Genomic DNA, 16,418 nt, shown 5'->3' on the forward strand with positions numbered 1-16,418 from the left:
AGTTATAATAAAGTTTAAACTTGCGTTTAGCTAAAGTTTAGCGCTGAAATGGAGCCAACCTCAGAACAATTGAAACAGTTATAGAGAGTCTGGACTTGGCTAACGCGAATGTATCTCCCGGTTTACCTACTTACCTTAGATGATGTTTGAAAAGTATTGATCTGTGATTTTAGGCACTTATCGATCCCCCCTAACCCCCCTTAAAAAAGGGGGGAACCGGAATCAAAGTCCCCCTTAAAAAGGGGGACTTAGGGGGATATAGAACGTTTTGCTACCTACAATAGGACTTTTCAAACATCCTCTTAGAGCTATAGCTAAAAATCACATCTCAAGCTTACTCTGAAAGTAATTAGAGCAGGCTTTTGTCCATGTGCTGTATTCTTTTTTAAAACTGGTATTACTTTTCTAAATTCCTCAGTTATTCAAAACAGTATTGGCTCACCAGAGACAACATGGAAGTTTTTAGATGTCTGCAACTTAGTTTGAACATTATCAATAATTGCCAGCCAATCAGCATCTTTGTTCCATTCAGAGCGAATTCTGGTTTTAGTCGCCGCGTCGTAGAGGTTACAAAAAACCACATTCTCGTTTCCAGCAATGGGAGCGATAATTAGTGGCTTGGAAAAGTCCTGAACTAGTGATACAGCTAAAAGGAAAGTTTTAGCAAAGTTCGTTTCTATTCCAGTCCTAACAACATAAATTTCATCCGCTCTCACAACGATGTCTAATTTAGTGTTGTCCTTTCCCTTAAATTCTCCTGTTTTTAATTTCAGTTCGGATATATACCCAGTTAGCCCTGTTTGTTGTACAGGAATAGTTCTCTCATTATTGATATCGTAGTTATACCACAGGTAAGATTCCCCGTTTAATTCTCCGCTTTTCACATACAAATAGATATGTTCCGGCGGGTTACAAAGACCTAGTTGAATTTCAGTAACCATGTTTTACATTCCTTGATGAAAGATAAAAATTTTTCAGATACTCCGTCAAATTCAATATTTTTTTAAATTGTGTTTAACTGAAGAAAAATAATAAATATACAAAAGGGCATCTACAAGAGATGCCCGTCATGCAGGAAAACCCCAAAGGGTTGTCCCTACACCTTCCCAACAATCAGCAACAGTGACTAATTAGGTATTAGCCACGTTCTATAGTCATATTATTGACTTTAAAACTCTAGATATCCTCAGTGCATACACTGAAAAAACTATTAGAAGGCTTAACTCTCTGCTTTTTTAAGGAGGATTGAGTCTTAACCCAAGCGTATTGGTTTATGGCGATGTACTACTCCACAAATGGCAGCCAAAATTAACCATGAGAGCGTATTCAAACGAAAATCGAATAGGGTTACATCTACTGTATTGAATAGAATCCACCCAACAAAGGCTAGAAGATAACTAAAAAATATTAATCTGTCTTCTGTATTTAGATATTTTGACTTTCGCAGTAATTGGATGCTCGTAATCAAAATCCAACTGAGTAAGGCACAAAATAACAAAGTACTGGGAAAACCAGTTTCAGCAGATAACATCAAAAATAAGTTGTGGGGATGACCCAAGGGAATCTGCATCTGTGCTTTATAGAGTCCACTAAAACTGCGTAAGCCCCAGCCAGTCCAGGGATGCTGCTGAGTTAAAGACCAGGCAAACTCCCACTGAGTTTTTCGCATTAAAGCAACTGGTCTATCTGGATACATATCGTCATTTAACCTTGCCCAAAAGAAGGCAGGAATGTACTGACGAAAAAATTTAGCGACTGGCAAAGGAGCAAAAGCTGCCAAAAGCACACCAGCGGAGATACTAGCGACGCCACCTACAAGAATGCGCCAACCTTGGTAGAGTGCATAAGCTAAACAGACAAAAATAGCGAGCGCCCACCCATTGCGCGAGTTGGTGAAAATCAAGGCGATGAAATTTGTCATCACCGCCACGGTTAGGAAAAGCAGGGGAACTGAATTTTTCCTAATCCCCAATCGCCATTGTTCTAGCCACAACCCTAGACCAAGGATGAAAACTATCACCAGATAAGCTGCGAAGGTGTTAGCGTGCAAGAAAAGTGAGGCTATGCGCCCTGGGGGATTTCCTCCTGGTGCGATCGTCCAATCTAAAACAATCCACAAAAACTGGAACTTTAAACTCCAGCCCAAAAACAACTGCCCCAAGCCGATAATCACCACCGGCATGGAACCGATGACTATCATCCAAGCCATTTGCCGCAATTGAGCAAATGTCTGAATCAGAGTGCTATGGGCAGCAAAAACTAAAAAGAACGGTAATAAATTAAATAAGCCGAGGAAAGCTTCTGTTTTATTCTGAGCAAACCCAGCAGTCATGATCAGCAACACACTCAAAAGGGCAAATCCCCAGTTGAGGGGGCGGCGGCTAATTTTGCGGTATTGTCTCACCCAAGTTATTAATGATACAAAACCTATAGTCACAGCCCCCAATAAAGGACTCAATGGGAAGATTAACAGTGCCAATAGAGAGTAGTTCCAAGAGGATTGCCAACAAGAGTTTGGATGGTAAAAAGCCTTGTTCAAGCTGGCTCCCAACATTCCTCATGAGTGAGGCGAATTTGAGCTAAGGCGAAGATGGTAGGGATGATCCGACTATAGTTAGTAGCGATCGCTCTCCACCCTAAATCCGCAAAAAACCAAGTCCACATCATCGGTCCGATAACGGCAAACATACTACGGGTTGCTCCATAACGAGCTGCGCTCAAAGTCATACCCCGTCCGGCCATTTGCATTGCTACATAGCTTTGAAATTGCATTGTAGCTGCTTGTGAGCCTTTAATCGCCGCTTGTTTTGCTACTTCATAAGTAGCAAAATGGATAGCAAATTGACGGGCAATTTGCTTAAGCACGAGTGGCTGGAGCATGGAAGTAACAGCCAATGCACTACCGCCTTTGAAAAGTAAGCTCAAGGGGTCACGTTGCAATAAAAGTGGTAGCGGTTGTTTTAGTTCTGATTTGACAAGCTGCTGCTGCACCCGTACAGTCAATTTTTGCTTTTCCTGTTCAGGTAATTTTTTCCACACCTGTCCTAGCAGATGCAAAAATACTTCTGCTTCTAACTCAATGGTTGGTAACTGATTAGAATAGGAAATTTTTAGATACTTACATACTTGAACTAAGGCTTGTCGGTAAGTTACCTGCCCTGTGCGTCCCCGTAATACCGTCATCCCATCTGCCGCCAAAAAGCGAAAGCGCCCCTCTAGTGAGTCTAGCCAAGCTTTGCGGTCTTGGCTTTGCACTTCGATGGGTTCGGGTGTGTGTACATAGTCTAGGGGATTGAACTTACGACTAAATAGAATTGCCGTTAAGTCTTGCAATTCTTCTTCGGTCGCTAACTCTAGCGCCTCCCTCATCTCATCCAATTTCCCTTCCTCCCTTCTGTGCAGCTTTTCTGTACCTTATTCTACTATTAGCCATTTTGTCATTTGATAATCTGTCGCCTGTAATCTTTACCTTATTCCTTTCTTTGGTACTCAGTACCTTTTTTAGTTAATTCTTTGGATGAAGGATTCAGTATATTGCTCTTGAGGTGTAAACTTTGACAATTACTAAGTTCAGAGGACATTCCCAGGATATGAGAAAAATAACTGCTTTAATGCTAAGTATTACCGTAACTATAGGGGTGGGAGCATTAACACCTAAAGTTACTAATGCCCAATTATTTTACCCACCAGCAAGCGATCGCCATTCATTAATGGTAATCGGTCAAGGGGTAGTTAGAGTGCCAGCAGATACAGCGGATATTGAATTGGTATTCAGTAGCCGAGGTAGCAATGATGAGTTAGAAGTGCAACCATCATCTCTACCAGAAGCCCGCCGCTTATCTTCACCCTCCGGGTATGCCTCCGGCACGCCAAAGGCGAACGGCAGTCCCTCTTTGTTGGAACAACAAGACCGGGCTGCCTCACCGACTCTATTCTTAAATGACAAAACAGCAGTAGAATCTTTACCAAACAAAAAATCATTAACTAAAGCAACTCTCCAGCCTGTAGTAGATAGCCTAGTTGCCAAAGGAATTAGTGCTGATAAAATTCAAGTACAAATTAATACTAATTCCAGTGAAAATAACGCCAAGATATTAGTAAGACTAGAAAAACCAACACGCGTTAGCGCAGCTCCTCCTTTGGAGGCTCGCGTCCAGGAAATTGTTGGTGTAGCGAACAAGTCTACGAGCAAAATTGAAAACCTTTCTATCAAGAATGTGGGTGTTGAGTATGCAGTAAATGACTGTCAGGCTTTGCAGAGTTCAGTTTATCAATCAGCTATGAAAGACGCTCAAAGTCGCGCTCAAGCTTTAGCAATTCCTATGGGCGTTAAACTTGGTACTCCTTCTGTAGCTGAACCATTTTACACATTATTATATCCCTCATGTAGTTCTAAAACTGGAGTTCCTTTACCATCTTTTGCCAGTTTTTTATTATCACCGACTTATAATCCAGATGCCCCGGCGGAAGTAGAGATGAAAAAGGATATTTTTGTGACATATACAGTGAAATAAGCATTTATTATGAACTGTGGTCGCACTTGAATTTGTGCCAAATTTGGAAGTGCGATCGCTTAACTATGTTATTTTAAATTCTAGTAATAAAAAAACTCCAGAAATGTTTGTGGCAAATCTGGAGTCAGGAAAGATACGCATTTACCTACATCAATCTTTCTCTCTCAGAGCATCTTACGTCATCAGGGTATACACTCGAATCCAGTTAAGTACATCTACGGATCAAATGCTGTGCTTCTCGTGTATACGCTTTTTATGTTTGAAGTAACGCAAAACAGCCTCAGACGATCTGAGGCTGTTTTGTGAGACTTGTTTGGCAAAGGAGTACATCAACAAGTGACGCTCCGTGTTAGATATAGATAATTCAGTATGCATCCCTATTCAGGCGTATTTTGGTATATCTGGATGATTTAAGAAATTTTGATCGCTTTTTCACAAAAGAAACTCCAGATGCACTTAAGGCTTCTGGAGTAGTAACAGGTTTCTAACATCAATCAATTTTTACCTATGCGATCGCTAAATGTCGTTGGGGTATTTACTCAAATGTACTTTATGTCTGATCATCCGCCAATTGAACAGCAGGTTACATTCTTTTATACTCATGAGCTTGATGCGTCCGCAGAATTCTACCAGTATAAAGAACGTGGCGTCGAATTTGAAAAGCCACATACAGTAAATGAAAACTACAACATTTACCACTGTTTTTTACTTAATCCTAGTGGTTATTTGGTTGAAATTCAACATTTCGAGATTAACCCCTAAAAAAAGACATAACTAAATAAGTTATGTCTAAACGCTTAATTTACAGGGCAGGATTTGTATTTATCGGGTGAGTCACGGAATTTATGCAGCTACCGTAAAATATTTACATTTCTTTACAATTAACCGCGTAGGCATAGCGAGCACTTCTCTACGAGACGCTGCGCCTTAAGCGAAGCTATGCCGCAGGCTTTACGACAAAGCTCAGTACAAGTCAGTGTCCACCGTAGGCATCGCTTTTGACTTTTTAACAGAAGGTAGGATATAGTCATTGCCGCAAACCTATTCTATTCTTTATTAAAACTACTTATTAAAGTATCCTTTTTACCAATTGTGCTATTTCTATAGTTATTATTTTTAAAGCATCTGATGTTTAATGTATCGGTTCGCTAAATATTATCTTAGGGTGACTGCATGACAGCCGAAAAACTGAAATGGATACACACAACATTACAACTTAAAGGTTCGGTGATGAAAGCGGTCTACAAACACATTTTATGGTGTGGAGCTTTCGGATTTTTTATTTCTATACTTTACCATTTTAAGATACCTGTATCCCAACCTATTTTAGGAAGTGTTATTCCTAGTATTGTTTTAGGCTTGTTACTTGTATTTCGCACAAATACTGCTTATGAGCGATTTTGGGAAGGTAGAAAATGCTGGGGATCTATAGTAAACAATGTCCGAAATCTGGCACGGCAAATTTGGGTATCAATTGATGAAATCTCACCAGAAGATAAAGACGACAAAATTACGGCATTAAATTTATTGATAGCTTTTGCTGTGACAACTAAATTACATTTGCGTGGAGAAGCTGTCAATAGCGAGTTAGAAGAATTAATGCCATCTACTAAGTATATAAAACTAAAGACTATGAATAATCCCCCTATAGAGGTTGCCTTTTGGATAGGAGATTATTTACAGCACCAGTATCATCGAAATTGCCTTAATAGCTACCAGTTAACATCTATGCAAGAATTATTGAATAGTCTTGTGGATAATTTGGGTGCTTGCGAACGTATTTTAAAAACACCTATGCCATTAGCTTATGCCATTCATCTTAAGCAATTATTGTTACTATATTGTTTCTTGCTACCCTTTCAAATAGTCGAGAGTCTGGGTTGGTGGACAGGTTTAATTGCTGCTTTGGTTGGTTTTACAGTATTTGGCATTGAAGCCATCGGTTTGGAGATAGAAAACCCCTTTGGTTATGATGCCAATGATTTACCCTTAGATGGAATTTGCGATACAATGAAGCGCAATATTAACGATTTGATTAGCTTGACTCCTAGTGTACAATCATACACAAAAAATATATGATTAAAGTAGTCGTTACAAGCTATTATTGTAAGATTGAAAATAGTCCTAACTTTTTCTAAACGCCGACAGTATATAATAGTTGAATGGCACGTTTGTTTAGTTATTTTTTGAGGTGAGGCAGAGCGTCTCCGCTCCGCTTCTGATTATTCTTCAAGATTTAAACTCTTCGAGTTGATCCACACGTAACCAAACATTAGGTGTTGGCACTTTCCCAAACTTAATCAGGGCGTAATCACCCTTGACATCTAGAATTTCGCCCTTGGTTTCAAACAAATAAGAAGGAAAGCGAGTATCACTGGCTTTTGCCTCCAAACTGTTTTCCAGTTTCTCGCGGACAGCGCGAACCATATCTCCTTTTTTGACTGCCATAAGTTCCTCTCTGAAATTTGTAACTTGTTTCATCTGTATTTTAAAAGAGTTCCGAGTTATAAGTAAAAACTCCTAACTTTTAACTCCTAAGTATGTGGGTTAGGTTAAATATAAAACCGTTGTACAAGAGTCGGTACGTTGCCTAAAATAAAGCGGGAGGTTTCCTCCGTTGTATTATCGCGTTAGGGTGATTCATTAGTTCAGATTTTCGGCATCCTACACTATTTAGGACTTACGCAAACAATAGCCGAAACTTTGATTTTCAGGTAAGGGCAATTTATGAATTGCCCCTACAGCGTGTAGTTTTGCGTAAGCATAAGTCATAGCTATATTCTGATTATTTGCGTCTAACTCCTAACTCCCCGTAGCGTTTGACACTGGGAGCAAAAGTGACTGGATCTCCCAGCTAACCTAATCCGTTGAATTTCTGTACCACAAACTCGACAGGGTTCTCCAGCGCGGTTATAAACCCAGGCTACACTACCATAGTTGCCGTTAGTACCTTTAACATTTAGAAAATTACTAAAAGTCGTACCACCAGCCTCAATGCTGGTTTCTAACACTTTAATTATGGCTGTTCGCAAATGCTGAATTTGCTTTAGCTGCAAATCTATACACAAGGTTTCGGGTAAAATTCCACTTTTAAACAGCGCTTCATCGGCATAAATGTTACCTAATCCCGCCACTACCGACTGATCGAGTAACGCAGTCTTAATCGGACGGCGGCGGTTTTGGAGTTTAAGAGCTAGATACTCGACAGTGAAATCGGGTGAGAATGGGTCTGCTGCCAGTTTTTCTAAACCAGTAATAATGCTTTCTACACTAACACCAGGCGGAACCCACCACATTTTACCGAAAGTACGTTGATCAACAAAGCGTAATTCCTGCTGATCTCCAAAGAATAATCTTATCCGTGTGTGCTTGTGTAATGGTTCATCTCGATGTAGCCATAGTAGTTGACCGGTCATTCGCAGATGAACCCCTAGCCAACTGTCTGAGGAGGGGGAAGATGAGGAGGATGAGGGAGATAGAGAGGTGAGTGTAGCTAGGAGATATTTACCACGACGATGCCAAGTGGCGATCGCATTCTTCTTAATTCCATCAACAAACTCACCTACAGAAAACGGGTAGGCAATGGTGCGATCGAGCAACACATCTCCACCCGTAATTTCTTGGTTGAGGGTCAATTGATTTAGACCCTTTCGGACTGTTTCGACTTCAGGCAGTTCAGGCATTCAAGCTGATTAAGCAGGCAATTTTGATGTACTTGGAGGTCAATTCAATGAAAAAAAGATAAGGTAGTATTTTAGACACACTTAAGTGGTTTGCCGTACTACCAAAAAGAAACCGTAAATACCCGCAGGGCGGCTTCTCGTAGATTAGGGTAGGCTAGGACGAAGGATGAATAAACTGAAAGTTTCAGACTTCATACTTAAGACTTCCCTTCATCATCGCATCAAACAACCCCCTTGTAGCTTTGCTGCTTATTTTTTAGGTGGTTTAGCCTTTGGTGCTTCAACCTCTACTAATTCATCCTGGGCAAAGTTGTTGGTATTGATACCAGAGTAATTTACCTTTTCAAAGCGGACAATTACTGGGTATTTGATGCCGTTTTGGCTTTGATCAATAGAAGCCACAGTTCCTAAATCCTGAAACCAGTAGGATTCAGGGCGGAGAACACGTACTTTAGAACCACGTTGAACCATGATTATTTTCCCTTTTAGTTATCAATCGCCAATCTAGAGGGCTAATTGATTTCACTCTACAACCTGAAGGTCGCACCAAGAGTCTTTGTTAAGTTATTTGTCTGAATTTGGTATTGGGCGTGGGGCATTGGGCATTGAATATTAGTTATTCTTTCTCCCTTATCTTGCTCATCTACGCACTGCCATAGCACATCCCGAATTTAAAACGGTATTAGAGCCTACTTGACAAGTCACACGTTATAGCGTACCTTCTTTCCCAAACGGTCATTTTGTACAAGGTTATGTTTTACTCAATACGAACACACTTCCCTCGTTACCCCTGCCGAGCCGCAGATCGTTATCTATATAAGTGATATCTAGCCAGCCTTGCTGTTGATCACTCTTGATTGCAACATCGATCCCCGGAAATTTTCTACCTGCTTCAATTTGTTGGATAAAAGTTACCGGAGAATTGTATTCTATTAAACGTTGTAGGCCGATAATAGACCGCTCAAATTTCACTTGGACACGCTGATCGGAAACTGGCTTAAATTTAGCAGCAACGCTGACTAATCCTTCCAGATAAGGTAAGCCATAAATCTCAGCTATGTTGTAAACACTGGTAGTCTCTACTCGGATACACTGATAGATTTGACCCAGTTTGCACAAAGGTAGACGATCTAAGTTTAAAAGAGCCTTGCTAGTGGTGTATAGTAATCGCCAATTGCCATCTAGCAAATTGTTAGCTTCCACCGGACGGGGTGTAGGATTAAAGTCTTCTAAATTGGCGATCGCAGCTAAGATAGCTTGTTTCTGTAGTTCAGTCGCCAGTAAACCGCGATTTGTACCAGCGATCGCATTCATGAGAGCCGCTTTTTCCATCATCACCTATCACCTCAAAAATCACTCACTTTCCATCAGCATAAACAAGATATTCATGACATATATGTAGAACTATAAAAATTGCTAATAATCTCCTGGTGGAGGCGATATGCCTATTAAATAAAAAATTTCTATCTCAATGCGGATTTCTCGATTGAAGGGTTGAAAAGATAACTAAATAAATCCATGTCAAGTGATAGACTCTAAATGTCACACTTACGTAACTATTTTCTTGTCTTAACTCGATATGTTGAACTATTCATTACGTGAATACCCTCGTAACCAACGAGCCGATGTCATCCCCCTAAAGTAAGAGTCTTCTTTATTGGACTGGTTGCAAACCAATGGTCGGATCATAGCGCGTGACGTTCACGAACCGGATTTTCAAGATGACGAAGAAGAAATAGACTCTCTCATGGGTGTAGAAGTTGGAATTGCCGACTACGATATTGATGACGATGACGATATAGGAATCGCTGAAGATTAGCCTTTTCAGGCTAGGGACTTGGTAGTATTCCTAGTTTCTGGGATTCAGTTTTAAAAGTGTGGAGTGAAGGGAAACTTTTGTGGACGCTAAATTATCTCCTGAGCAAGGATTAAATATTTCTGGAATCGCTCTAGCCTCTTTATTAGCCGTAGGTCTGGGTACAACAGCATTTTTCTTAGATTCGATGGCCAATAGGCTACCTTGGCAAAGTATGTCATTAACTCTGCCACTATTATTGTGTGCGCTGAGTTCGGGTGTTGTCGGTTATTGGGTAATACCTCTACTTCAAGCACTCAAGACTGGCCAAATAATCCGTGAAGATGGACCCCAAGCCCATTTGAAAAAAGCAGGCACCCCAACAATGGGAGGTATATTTTTTGTACCTGTAGCTGTGATATTCGCCTGTATATTGTCTAACTTTGCTACAGAGGTAGTTGCAGTTTCAGCATTGACAATCAGCTACGGATTGATTGGCTGGCTTGACGATTGGCAAATTCTGCGCCGTAAATCAAATAAAGGTATATCTCCCCAATTGAAACTGGCTTTGCAGATGAGTTTTGCAGCCGTGTTTTGTTTATGGATGATGTTTAATCAGCCTTCTAATATTACAAATATTGCTTTACCTTGGGTAAGTTTTACATTACCTTTGGGATTTTTATTCTGGCCTTTAGCAGGTTTTGTGCTAGTTGCAGAAAGTAATGCGACTAATTTAACAGATGGGATTGATGGTTTGGCAGCCGGAACAGTAGCGATCGCACTTTTGGCATTAGGTGCACTGATCGCGCCTACCGCTCCAGGGTTGATGGTTTTCTGTGCTGCTTTAAGTGGTGGATGCTTAGGTTTCTTAGCCCATAACCGTAACCCAGCTCGCGTTTTCATGGGAGATACTGGTTCTTTGGCACTGGGAGGAGCTTTAGCGGCTGTGGCGCTATTGACAAACACCTTAGTAGCGCTGTTTATTCTCAGTGGTATCTTCTTCGTCGAAACCCTTTCTGTGATGGCACAGGTAAGTTATTACAAAGCTACTAAAGGCCCTGATGGCAAAGGTAAGCGCCTTTTTAAAATGGCACCTTTACACCATCATTTAGAACTGAGTGGCTGGTCAGAATTGCAAGTTGTTGGAGTATTTTATGTCATCGCTGCTATCTTGGCTGCTATCTGTTTGGCGTAGGCGCAGCCCGCTGCAGACATCGCTCCATTCTGAATTGTTTGAAAAACTGCTCGAATCCAAAATCACACTCCCACATCTTCAGGGAGTTGTTTTTTATACTGACTACTGACTTCTGCATTCTTCTTCAATCAGAGGTATTTACATACTCCATAACCCGATTCTTCCCTGTTCGCTTGGCCTCAAGCATCGCTTGATTTGCCAGATTCAGAAAATCTTTAACTGTAATCCCTGGTTCTGATACAGCTATTCCAAAAGAAGCGGTGATCCTTTCGAGGATCTGATCGCCGTCCCTCAATTGCATTTGTTCAACATCTACCCTTAGTTTTTCTACTCGCTTCCTGAGCGTTTCTAGTGTCATATTAGGCATCACAATCACAAATTCTTCACCACCCCATCTACAAGCAATGTCAAAGGAGCGAATAGATTTTAACAGCAGTTTTGCTAATCCCTGAATAACAATGTTGGCAGTCACATGCCCATAGAGCGAGTTGTAAGATTTAAAGTTATCGATATCAAGGAAAATAACACTTAGAGGTTGTCCCGATCGTTCAGCTTCCGCTAGCCTCTGTTCCGTTATGGTTTGCAGATAGGTTGGATTGAATAGTTGGGTCATCCCATCCCGTAAATTATCATGGGTTAGACGTTGTTTTATCAATAGATTATTCAGTGCAAACCCTAAGGTTCTAGCAATAATTTCAGTAATTTGTTGCTCTTCGGGACTGATTTCTTCAAGCGCATGGATGTGTAAAATCCCAACTTCTTCACCTTGTCCAAATAATGGAATACACAAATGTGCGCCGCTAACAGGCTGTATTAAGTGGCTGCACATCAGTCCTGAGTCGCCAAGCGATAAAAGATTAAATTTTCCTCTTCGCAATGCCCAACAATCAGATAGTGAAAATATTTCTTTACTGCTTCTTTTACCCCCCCAAATACTATTCATCTGAACATAATTCTTGGAATTAGCAATTATACAGATACAACCACTCATATTAGGAAACAGCTTGGAACAGGTTAAAGCGGCCACTTTATACACCTCATCTTCAGACTCGCAGGAATAAAGCATATCCGCCATATCTGAGAGATATATAATTTCTCGTTTTTTTGCCTCAAATTCCAGTGTTTTTTCTTCTAGCTGCCGATTTAGCTTAGTGAGCGATCGCTCTGCTTCTATAGATTCTGTAATATTAATACTAATCCCACCGATACGGTTAGCGCCCGTTGCGTTATCGCTAAACGGAAACTTAAACGATAGCCAGTAACACGGCTGATCATTACCAAGTGTCTTTACCTCTTCAATCACCTTCAAGGGGCGTAGAGTCTTCAAAACGATTTGATCGTTTTCCATTACCCGCCGCCCTTCTTCTGGATGTGGCAAGAATTCACTATCCGTTTTCCCCAACCATTCTTGTGAATTTACCGAAAATCTAGTCTGTAGCTCCTGGTTGTAGTAGAGTACTCTAGATTGCTCATCTTTGATATAGGCTGCAAAGGGTACCTGATCTAGGAATAGCCGTTGCATCTGCTGACTACGTTGAAGTTCGCGGTTATCTTCTTGATATTTAGCGATCGCCTCGACAATTTGATAAGCAGTTGGCATCAAGTAAAGTAAGGCAGACAACGAAACAAACGCCATTAAGTCGAGTACGCCTAAGTGCAACAGCGACACTGCCGAATGTGGCTCAAAGACCGCCAAAAGGTGGTGAAATCCGCAAAATAGTACGAATCCACCTGATAAGAAAAAGGCTAGCCAAAACTTAGAAGGTATAGTTGCCTTAGTTTTGGCAAAGAAAACCCCTATTACTGTAGGGATGCCAAAGTATGAAAATGCAGTGATGCCGTGAGCAATTATGCAATTCCACTGAATAGGCTCCATTGCTGACCTGATATTAACATTTCATGCGTTTAACTATAATTCTGGATAGGTTCAAAATGTAAGGATAAAAGGGATGAATTCAGTTCGTGATCTGTTAGTTTTACAAAACTTATCATGAGAACTCCCGAACGGCTGCTCATTTCACTCCCTTGCAAACCTGACTTACCAAGTGAGTGAGTTCCGGCAAAATCAATTTTTCCATCCCTAGCCGCACAGCATTACTGGAACCGGGAAGGGAGAAAATTAATTTATTTTGATAAACACCAGCAATAGCGCGAGAGGCGATCGCCCGCGAACCAATTTCTTGATAACTTAAAAAACGAAATAACTCGCCAAATCCCGGCAAGGTTTTCTCCAGTAATTTTTCAATAGCATCGTAGGTGGTATCTCTTCGTGCAATACCTGTGCCACCATTGAAAATTACAGCATCCAAATTTGTGCTTTTAGCCAGATTTTCTATCTGCCCTTGAATTTGTGTTGGTTCATCTTTGATAATTGTGTAGGCTCCTACAGCATGGTTAGCATTAAGGAGTAACTGCTGAATTAGCTGACCACTTTTATCTGTTTCTAAAGTGCGTGTATCGCTGACAGTAACCACAGCACAAGTTACCGTAATCCCAGGCGAATCTGGATGGGGTTGTTGTATCATCGGTTAAGCTTTTAACTTTTGATAATGGGCAATCGGACACAGGGAATGGCGCATTGAACATGAAAAAATTGTCTATGCCCTATGCCCTATGCCCTATGCCCTATGCCTTATTTTTCAGCTTTGCTAAGTCCGAGATCGTTTTCTTCAGCATACCGCTCCATGAAGCGCATAAAACGATCCCATTCTTGGGCTGATTTCATCACGTAAAGTGCTTCTAATGCTTCCGGTTTTCCGTTGACAAATTTAGCCTTAACTTCACGGGTAATTATCTCTCCTTCTTCGTCAATCAAGTACATCCCGGTAATGTCTTCGGTGCTACCTTGGTCTAAAATTTTAGGATTCGTAAAAATAAATGTCGCTGTGCCACTATCGCCAGTGCGCGATCGCGTCAAGCGCACCTCTGGAGTTACTTCTTCGTCAAGACCTTTAGAAAACTGGATTTTCGCCATGATCAATGAATTTAAACTTTTTTGATGGTTAATTTAATATTCTCTCATCAATTAGAACACCACAGTCTAGAGTTAAATTAAATCTCTAAATTCTTATCGAAATTTCTTCAAAATTGATTATGATGAGCGCCTAACACCTGATAAAATTTTTTAATGTTCGATAACGTTTGTAAGTTCCTTGCTGAAACTTTCTCCAGTGACTTTGCTACTTGGCTGTTAGGAGAATCTATCACTCTTACAGAATTAAGCCCTTCTGAACTCTCCCTTGAACCAATCCGCGCTGATGCGCTGATATTGCTCCAATCCGATGAAATTGTGCTGCATTTGGAGTTCCAAACCCAGCCCAAAGCTGATATTCCCTTTCGGATGATTGATTATCGGTTGCGAGGGTATCGCCGCTTTAAAAGTAAGCGAATGCGTCAGGTAGTGATTTATTTGCAACAGACAAATTCAGAACTTGTGCAACAAACCACATTCACTTTGTCAGAAACCTTTCATAGGTTCGAGGTAATTCGTCTTTGGGAGCAACCAACAAGTGTATTTTTGGAGCATCCAGGATTATTACCATTTGCGGTGTTAAGTCAGACAAATAACCGTACCGCTACGTTACAACAAGTTGCTCAGGAAATTTCAGCAATTACTGATCAACGTATCCAGAACAATATTGCAGCCTCAGCGTTCATTCTGGCTGGGCTAGTATTAGAGAAAGAGATAATTCAACAATTGCTGCGGAGAGAACTTATGCAGGAGTCAGTAACTTATCAAGCTATCCTTGCTGAAGGTTTAGCCGAAGGTCTTGCCGAAGGTCTTGCCGAAGGTCTTGCCGAAGGTCGTGCGGAAGAAGCTCGACGTGTAGCGATGAATTTGCTCAAAGAGGGAATCTCGGTGGAAATAGTAGCGAAAGTGACGGGGTTAACCGTAGAGCAGGTACAGCAGTTGGGAAGTGAAGAACCTGGTAATGCAGGGGAGTGAGGAAGCGATATCTACTATGGTCACTGAGCTTGCCCTTCGACAGGTTCAGGGTAACACCTGCCCTGAGCTTTGTCGTACCCTTCTCCTGTCGGAGACGCTACGCGAACGGGATCTTGCTACGCGCAGCGTCTCATAGAGAAGGGTCGAAGTGCGGGCTACGCCTACGCTATTCTCTCATTTTCATTGATCAAACATCGCTGGTGGAGCCATTGGGAATGCGTTCCCAGGTGGAACCGGGGAACGAGTACGAGTGTTAAACTCTTAATTCCTCACTCCTAACTTTTATTTCCCAAAGCCTTTACCACGAGAGGTTGAAGGTAAACAAATGCAGTTTTCGAGTTGAGTAATTAAAGCCTCACGATCCAAATTTTGACCAATCAGCACTAGTTGGTTTTTCAGTTGACCTTGCCATTCATCATCATCCAAGGTAAAGCGTTTACCACAAAGATGGAAAATATGACGCTTTGGACTTTCATCAAACCACATAATCCCCTTTGCTCGGAAGATATTTGAGGGTAGCAGGTTATCTAAGAAATATTGAAACTTCCTAATAGAAAAAGGCTTGTCACTCTGAAAAGATATGGAAGTAAAACCATCATTTTCTAAATGGTCTGAATGATGGTGATGATCGTGATGTTCATGGTCATGATCGTGATGGTCATGACCACAGGTTGAGTGATCGTGGTCATCATGATCGTGATGGTCGTGGTTATCTACCAATGTGTCAAAATATTTATCAGACTCAAATAGACCAACACTCAAAATTAAAGGTAGTGGAACTTGCGATCGCGTAGTGCGAATAATTCTTGCTCCTTCTTTAACTTCGTTAATTTTTCTTTCTAACTCATTCAAAGTAGCTTCATCAACTAAATCAGTCTTGTTCAGCACAATTACATCACCATAGGCAATCTGGCTGTATGCTGCCTCTGAGTTAAATAAATCTAGGCTGTAATTCGCCGCGTCCACCACGGTAATAATCGAATCCAAGCGGGTTAAATCTCGCAATTCTGTGCCAAGAAATGTTAAAGCTACTGGTAGCGGATCTGCCAATCCAGTTGTTTCCACTACTAGATAATCGAGATTTTCTTGGCGTTCTAAAACTTTGTAAACTGCATCTACTAAATCATTATTAATAGTGCAGCAGATACAACCATTATTTAGCTCCACCATGTTCTCACCAGTGGAAACAATTAGCTCGTTGTCGATGCCAATTTCGCCAAATTCATTTACTAGAACAGCGGTTTTCAAACCCTGTTGGTTGTTGAGGATATGATTAAGTAAAGTC

General features: G+C 41.0%; 16 protein-coding genes and 1 pseudogene. 6 read left to right on the forward strand and 11 right to left on the reverse strand.

Annotated elements, in window-relative coordinates; all coding sequences use genetic code 11:
* Nucleotides 1-422: 422 nt before the first annotated feature.
* From ACEW80_RS24535 to ACEW80_RS24545, 3 genes are all read right to left on the reverse strand, one after another.
* Nucleotides 423-941, reverse strand: a complete 519-nt coding sequence (locus tag ACEW80_RS24535; RefSeq protein WP_373529093.1) for a hypothetical protein — start codon at nucleotides 939-941, stop codon at nucleotides 423-425.
* 311 nt (nucleotides 942-1,252) lie between these two features.
* Nucleotides 1,253-2,554: an O-antigen ligase family protein gene (locus ACEW80_RS24540; RefSeq protein WP_373529094.1), complete on the reverse strand. Its 1,302-nt coding sequence runs from the start codon at nucleotides 2,552-2,554 to the stop codon at nucleotides 1,253-1,255.
* On the reverse strand, nucleotides 2,536-3,378 hold the full coding sequence (locus ACEW80_RS24545; protein ID WP_373529095.1) for a YaaW family protein: 843 nt from the start codon (nucleotides 3,376-3,378) through the stop codon (nucleotides 2,536-2,538). The genes ACEW80_RS24540 and ACEW80_RS24545 overlap by 19 nt, the downstream gene beginning before the upstream one ends.
* Before the next feature lie 212 nt (nucleotides 3,379-3,590).
* Here ACEW80_RS24545 and ACEW80_RS24550 point away from each other — a divergent pair, with 212 nt between their 5' ends.
* The 3 genes from ACEW80_RS24550 to ACEW80_RS24560 all read left to right on the forward strand — a co-directional run bounded on the left by ACEW80_RS24550 (nucleotide 3,591) and on the right by ACEW80_RS24560 (nucleotide 6,593).
* Nucleotides 3,591-4,514 (forward strand): SIMPL domain-containing protein, encoded by a 924-nt coding sequence (locus ACEW80_RS24550; RefSeq protein WP_373529096.1) that lies wholly within the window; start codon nucleotides 3,591-3,593, stop codon nucleotides 4,512-4,514.
* A gap of 552 nt (nucleotides 4,515-5,066) precedes the next feature.
* Nucleotides 5,067-5,276, forward strand: a complete 210-nt coding sequence (locus ACEW80_RS24555) for a hypothetical protein (protein WP_373529097.1) — start codon at nucleotides 5,067-5,069, stop codon at nucleotides 5,274-5,276.
* Nucleotides 5,277-5,687: 411 nt separating this feature from the next.
* Nucleotides 5,688-6,593, forward strand: a complete 906-nt coding sequence (locus tag ACEW80_RS24560; RefSeq protein WP_373529098.1) for a bestrophin family protein — start codon at nucleotides 5,688-5,690, stop codon at nucleotides 6,591-6,593.
* Between the two features lie 150 nt (nucleotides 6,594-6,743).
* Here ACEW80_RS24560 and ACEW80_RS24565 read toward each other — a convergent pair whose 3' ends face one another.
* From ACEW80_RS24565 to ACEW80_RS24580, 4 genes are all read right to left on the reverse strand, one after another.
* The gene (locus tag ACEW80_RS24565; RefSeq protein WP_373529099.1) at nucleotides 6,744-6,962 is read right to left on the reverse strand and encodes an NAD(P)H-quinone oxidoreductase subunit O; all 219 of its coding nucleotides are present in this window, start codon (nucleotides 6,960-6,962) and stop codon (nucleotides 6,744-6,746) included.
* Between the two features lie 347 nt (nucleotides 6,963-7,309).
* A complete protein-coding gene (locus tag ACEW80_RS24570; RefSeq protein WP_373529100.1) occupies nucleotides 7,310-8,197 on the reverse strand; it encodes a DNA-formamidopyrimidine glycosylase in 888 nt (295 codons plus the stop codon).
* A 249-nt stretch (nucleotides 8,198-8,446) separates the two neighbouring features.
* Entirely contained in the window at nucleotides 8,447-8,668 is a 222-nt protein-coding gene (locus tag ACEW80_RS24575; protein ID WP_373529101.1) for a photosystem I reaction center subunit IV, read from the reverse strand.
* Nucleotides 8,669-8,947: 279 nt separating this feature from the next.
* Nucleotides 8,948-9,532 (reverse strand): PAP/fibrillin family protein, encoded by a 585-nt coding sequence (locus tag ACEW80_RS24580; RefSeq protein WP_373529102.1) that lies wholly within the window; start codon nucleotides 9,530-9,532, stop codon nucleotides 8,948-8,950.
* A gap of 244 nt (nucleotides 9,533-9,776) precedes the next feature.
* Between ACEW80_RS24580 and ACEW80_RS24585 the strand changes: the two are divergent.
* Together ACEW80_RS24585 and mraY are read left to right on the forward strand one after the other, a co-directional pair.
* Nucleotides 9,777-10,016 (forward strand): annotated as a pseudogene (locus tag ACEW80_RS24585) (DUF3134 domain-containing protein).
* A gap of 79 nt (nucleotides 10,017-10,095) precedes the next feature.
* Nucleotides 10,096-11,187, forward strand: coding sequence for a phospho-N-acetylmuramoyl-pentapeptide-transferase (gene mraY / locus ACEW80_RS24590; protein WP_373529103.1), 1,092 nt, complete (start codon nucleotides 10,096-10,098; stop codon nucleotides 11,185-11,187).
* Nucleotides 11,188-11,311: 124 nt separating this feature from the next.
* On the opposite strand, the gene ACEW80_RS24595 is transcribed toward mraY, so the two are convergent.
* The 3 genes from ACEW80_RS24595 to psb28 form a co-directional block, all read right to left on the reverse strand.
* A complete protein-coding gene (locus ACEW80_RS24595; protein WP_373529104.1) occupies nucleotides 11,312-13,063 on the reverse strand; it encodes a diguanylate cyclase in 1,752 nt (583 codons plus the stop codon).
* A gap of 136 nt (nucleotides 13,064-13,199) precedes the next feature.
* Nucleotides 13,200-13,712, reverse strand: coding sequence for a molybdenum cofactor biosynthesis protein B (locus ACEW80_RS24600; protein WP_373529105.1), 513 nt, complete (start codon nucleotides 13,710-13,712; stop codon nucleotides 13,200-13,202).
* 107 nt (nucleotides 13,713-13,819) lie between these two features.
* Complete coding sequence (gene psb28, locus ACEW80_RS24605) at nucleotides 13,820-14,161, reverse strand: photosystem II reaction center protein Psb28 (RefSeq protein WP_373529106.1); 342 nt, start codon at nucleotides 14,159-14,161, stop codon at nucleotides 13,820-13,822.
* Between the two features lie 153 nt (nucleotides 14,162-14,314).
* On the opposite strand from psb28, the gene ACEW80_RS24610 reads away from it, so the two are divergent.
* Entirely contained in the window at nucleotides 14,315-15,133 is an 819-nt protein-coding gene (locus ACEW80_RS24610; RefSeq protein WP_373529107.1) for an Rpn family recombination-promoting nuclease/putative transposase, read from the forward strand.
* A 282-nt stretch (nucleotides 15,134-15,415) separates the two neighbouring features.
* Here ACEW80_RS24610 and ACEW80_RS24615 read toward each other — a convergent pair.
* On the reverse strand, nucleotides 15,416-16,418 hold a 1,003-nt coding region (locus ACEW80_RS24615; RefSeq protein ID WP_373529108.1), incomplete at its 5' end, for a GTP-binding protein.

Source organism: Nostoc sp. (assembly GCF_041747015.1).
Lineage (GTDB): Bacteria > Cyanobacteriota > Cyanobacteriia > Cyanobacteriales > Nostocaceae > Nostoc.

What these genes read in the sequence shown, in the direction of transcription:
- ACEW80_RS24600 (WP_373529105.1), bottom strand. Translation starts at nt 13,712, where the DNA reads ATGATACAACAACCCCATCCAGATTCGCCTGGGATTACGGTAACTTGT.
- ACEW80_RS24535 (WP_373529093.1), bottom strand. Translation starts at nt 941, where the DNA reads ATGGTTACTGAAATTCAACTAGGTCTTTGTAACCCGCCGGAACATATC.
- ACEW80_RS24610 (WP_373529107.1), top strand. Translation starts at nt 14,315, where the DNA reads ATGTTCGATAACGTTTGTAAGTTCCTTGCTGAAACTTTCTCCAGTGAC.
- ACEW80_RS24565 (WP_373529099.1), bottom strand. Translation starts at nt 6,962, where the DNA reads ATGGCAGTCAAAAAAGGAGATATGGTTCGCGCTGTCCGCGAGAAACTG.
- ACEW80_RS24560 (WP_373529098.1), top strand. Translation starts at nt 5,688, where the DNA reads ATGACAGCCGAAAAACTGAAATGGATACACACAACATTACAACTTAAA.
- ACEW80_RS24555 (WP_373529097.1), top strand. Translation starts at nt 5,067, where the DNA reads ATGTCTGATCATCCGCCAATTGAACAGCAGGTTACATTCTTTTATACT.
- ACEW80_RS24570 (WP_373529100.1), bottom strand. Translation starts at nt 8,197, where the DNA reads ATGCCTGAACTGCCTGAAGTCGAAACAGTCCGAAAGGGTCTAAATCAA.
- ACEW80_RS24595 (WP_373529104.1), bottom strand. Translation starts at nt 13,063, where the DNA reads ATGGAGCCTATTCAGTGGAATTGCATAATTGCTCACGGCATCACTGCA.
- ACEW80_RS24580 (WP_373529102.1), bottom strand. Translation starts at nt 9,532, where the DNA reads ATGATGGAAAAAGCGGCTCTCATGAATGCGATCGCTGGTACAAATCGC.
- ACEW80_RS24540 (WP_373529094.1), bottom strand. Translation starts at nt 2,554, where the DNA reads ATGTTGGGAGCCAGCTTGAACAAGGCTTTTTACCATCCAAACTCTTGT.
- ACEW80_RS24575 (WP_373529101.1), bottom strand. Translation starts at nt 8,668, where the DNA reads ATGGTTCAACGTGGTTCTAAAGTACGTGTTCTCCGCCCTGAATCCTAC.
- ACEW80_RS24550 (WP_373529096.1), top strand. Translation starts at nt 3,591, where the DNA reads ATGAGAAAAATAACTGCTTTAATGCTAAGTATTACCGTAACTATAGGG.
- psb28 (WP_373529106.1), bottom strand. Translation starts at nt 14,161, where the DNA reads ATGGCGAAAATCCAGTTTTCTAAAGGTCTTGACGAAGAAGTAACTCCA.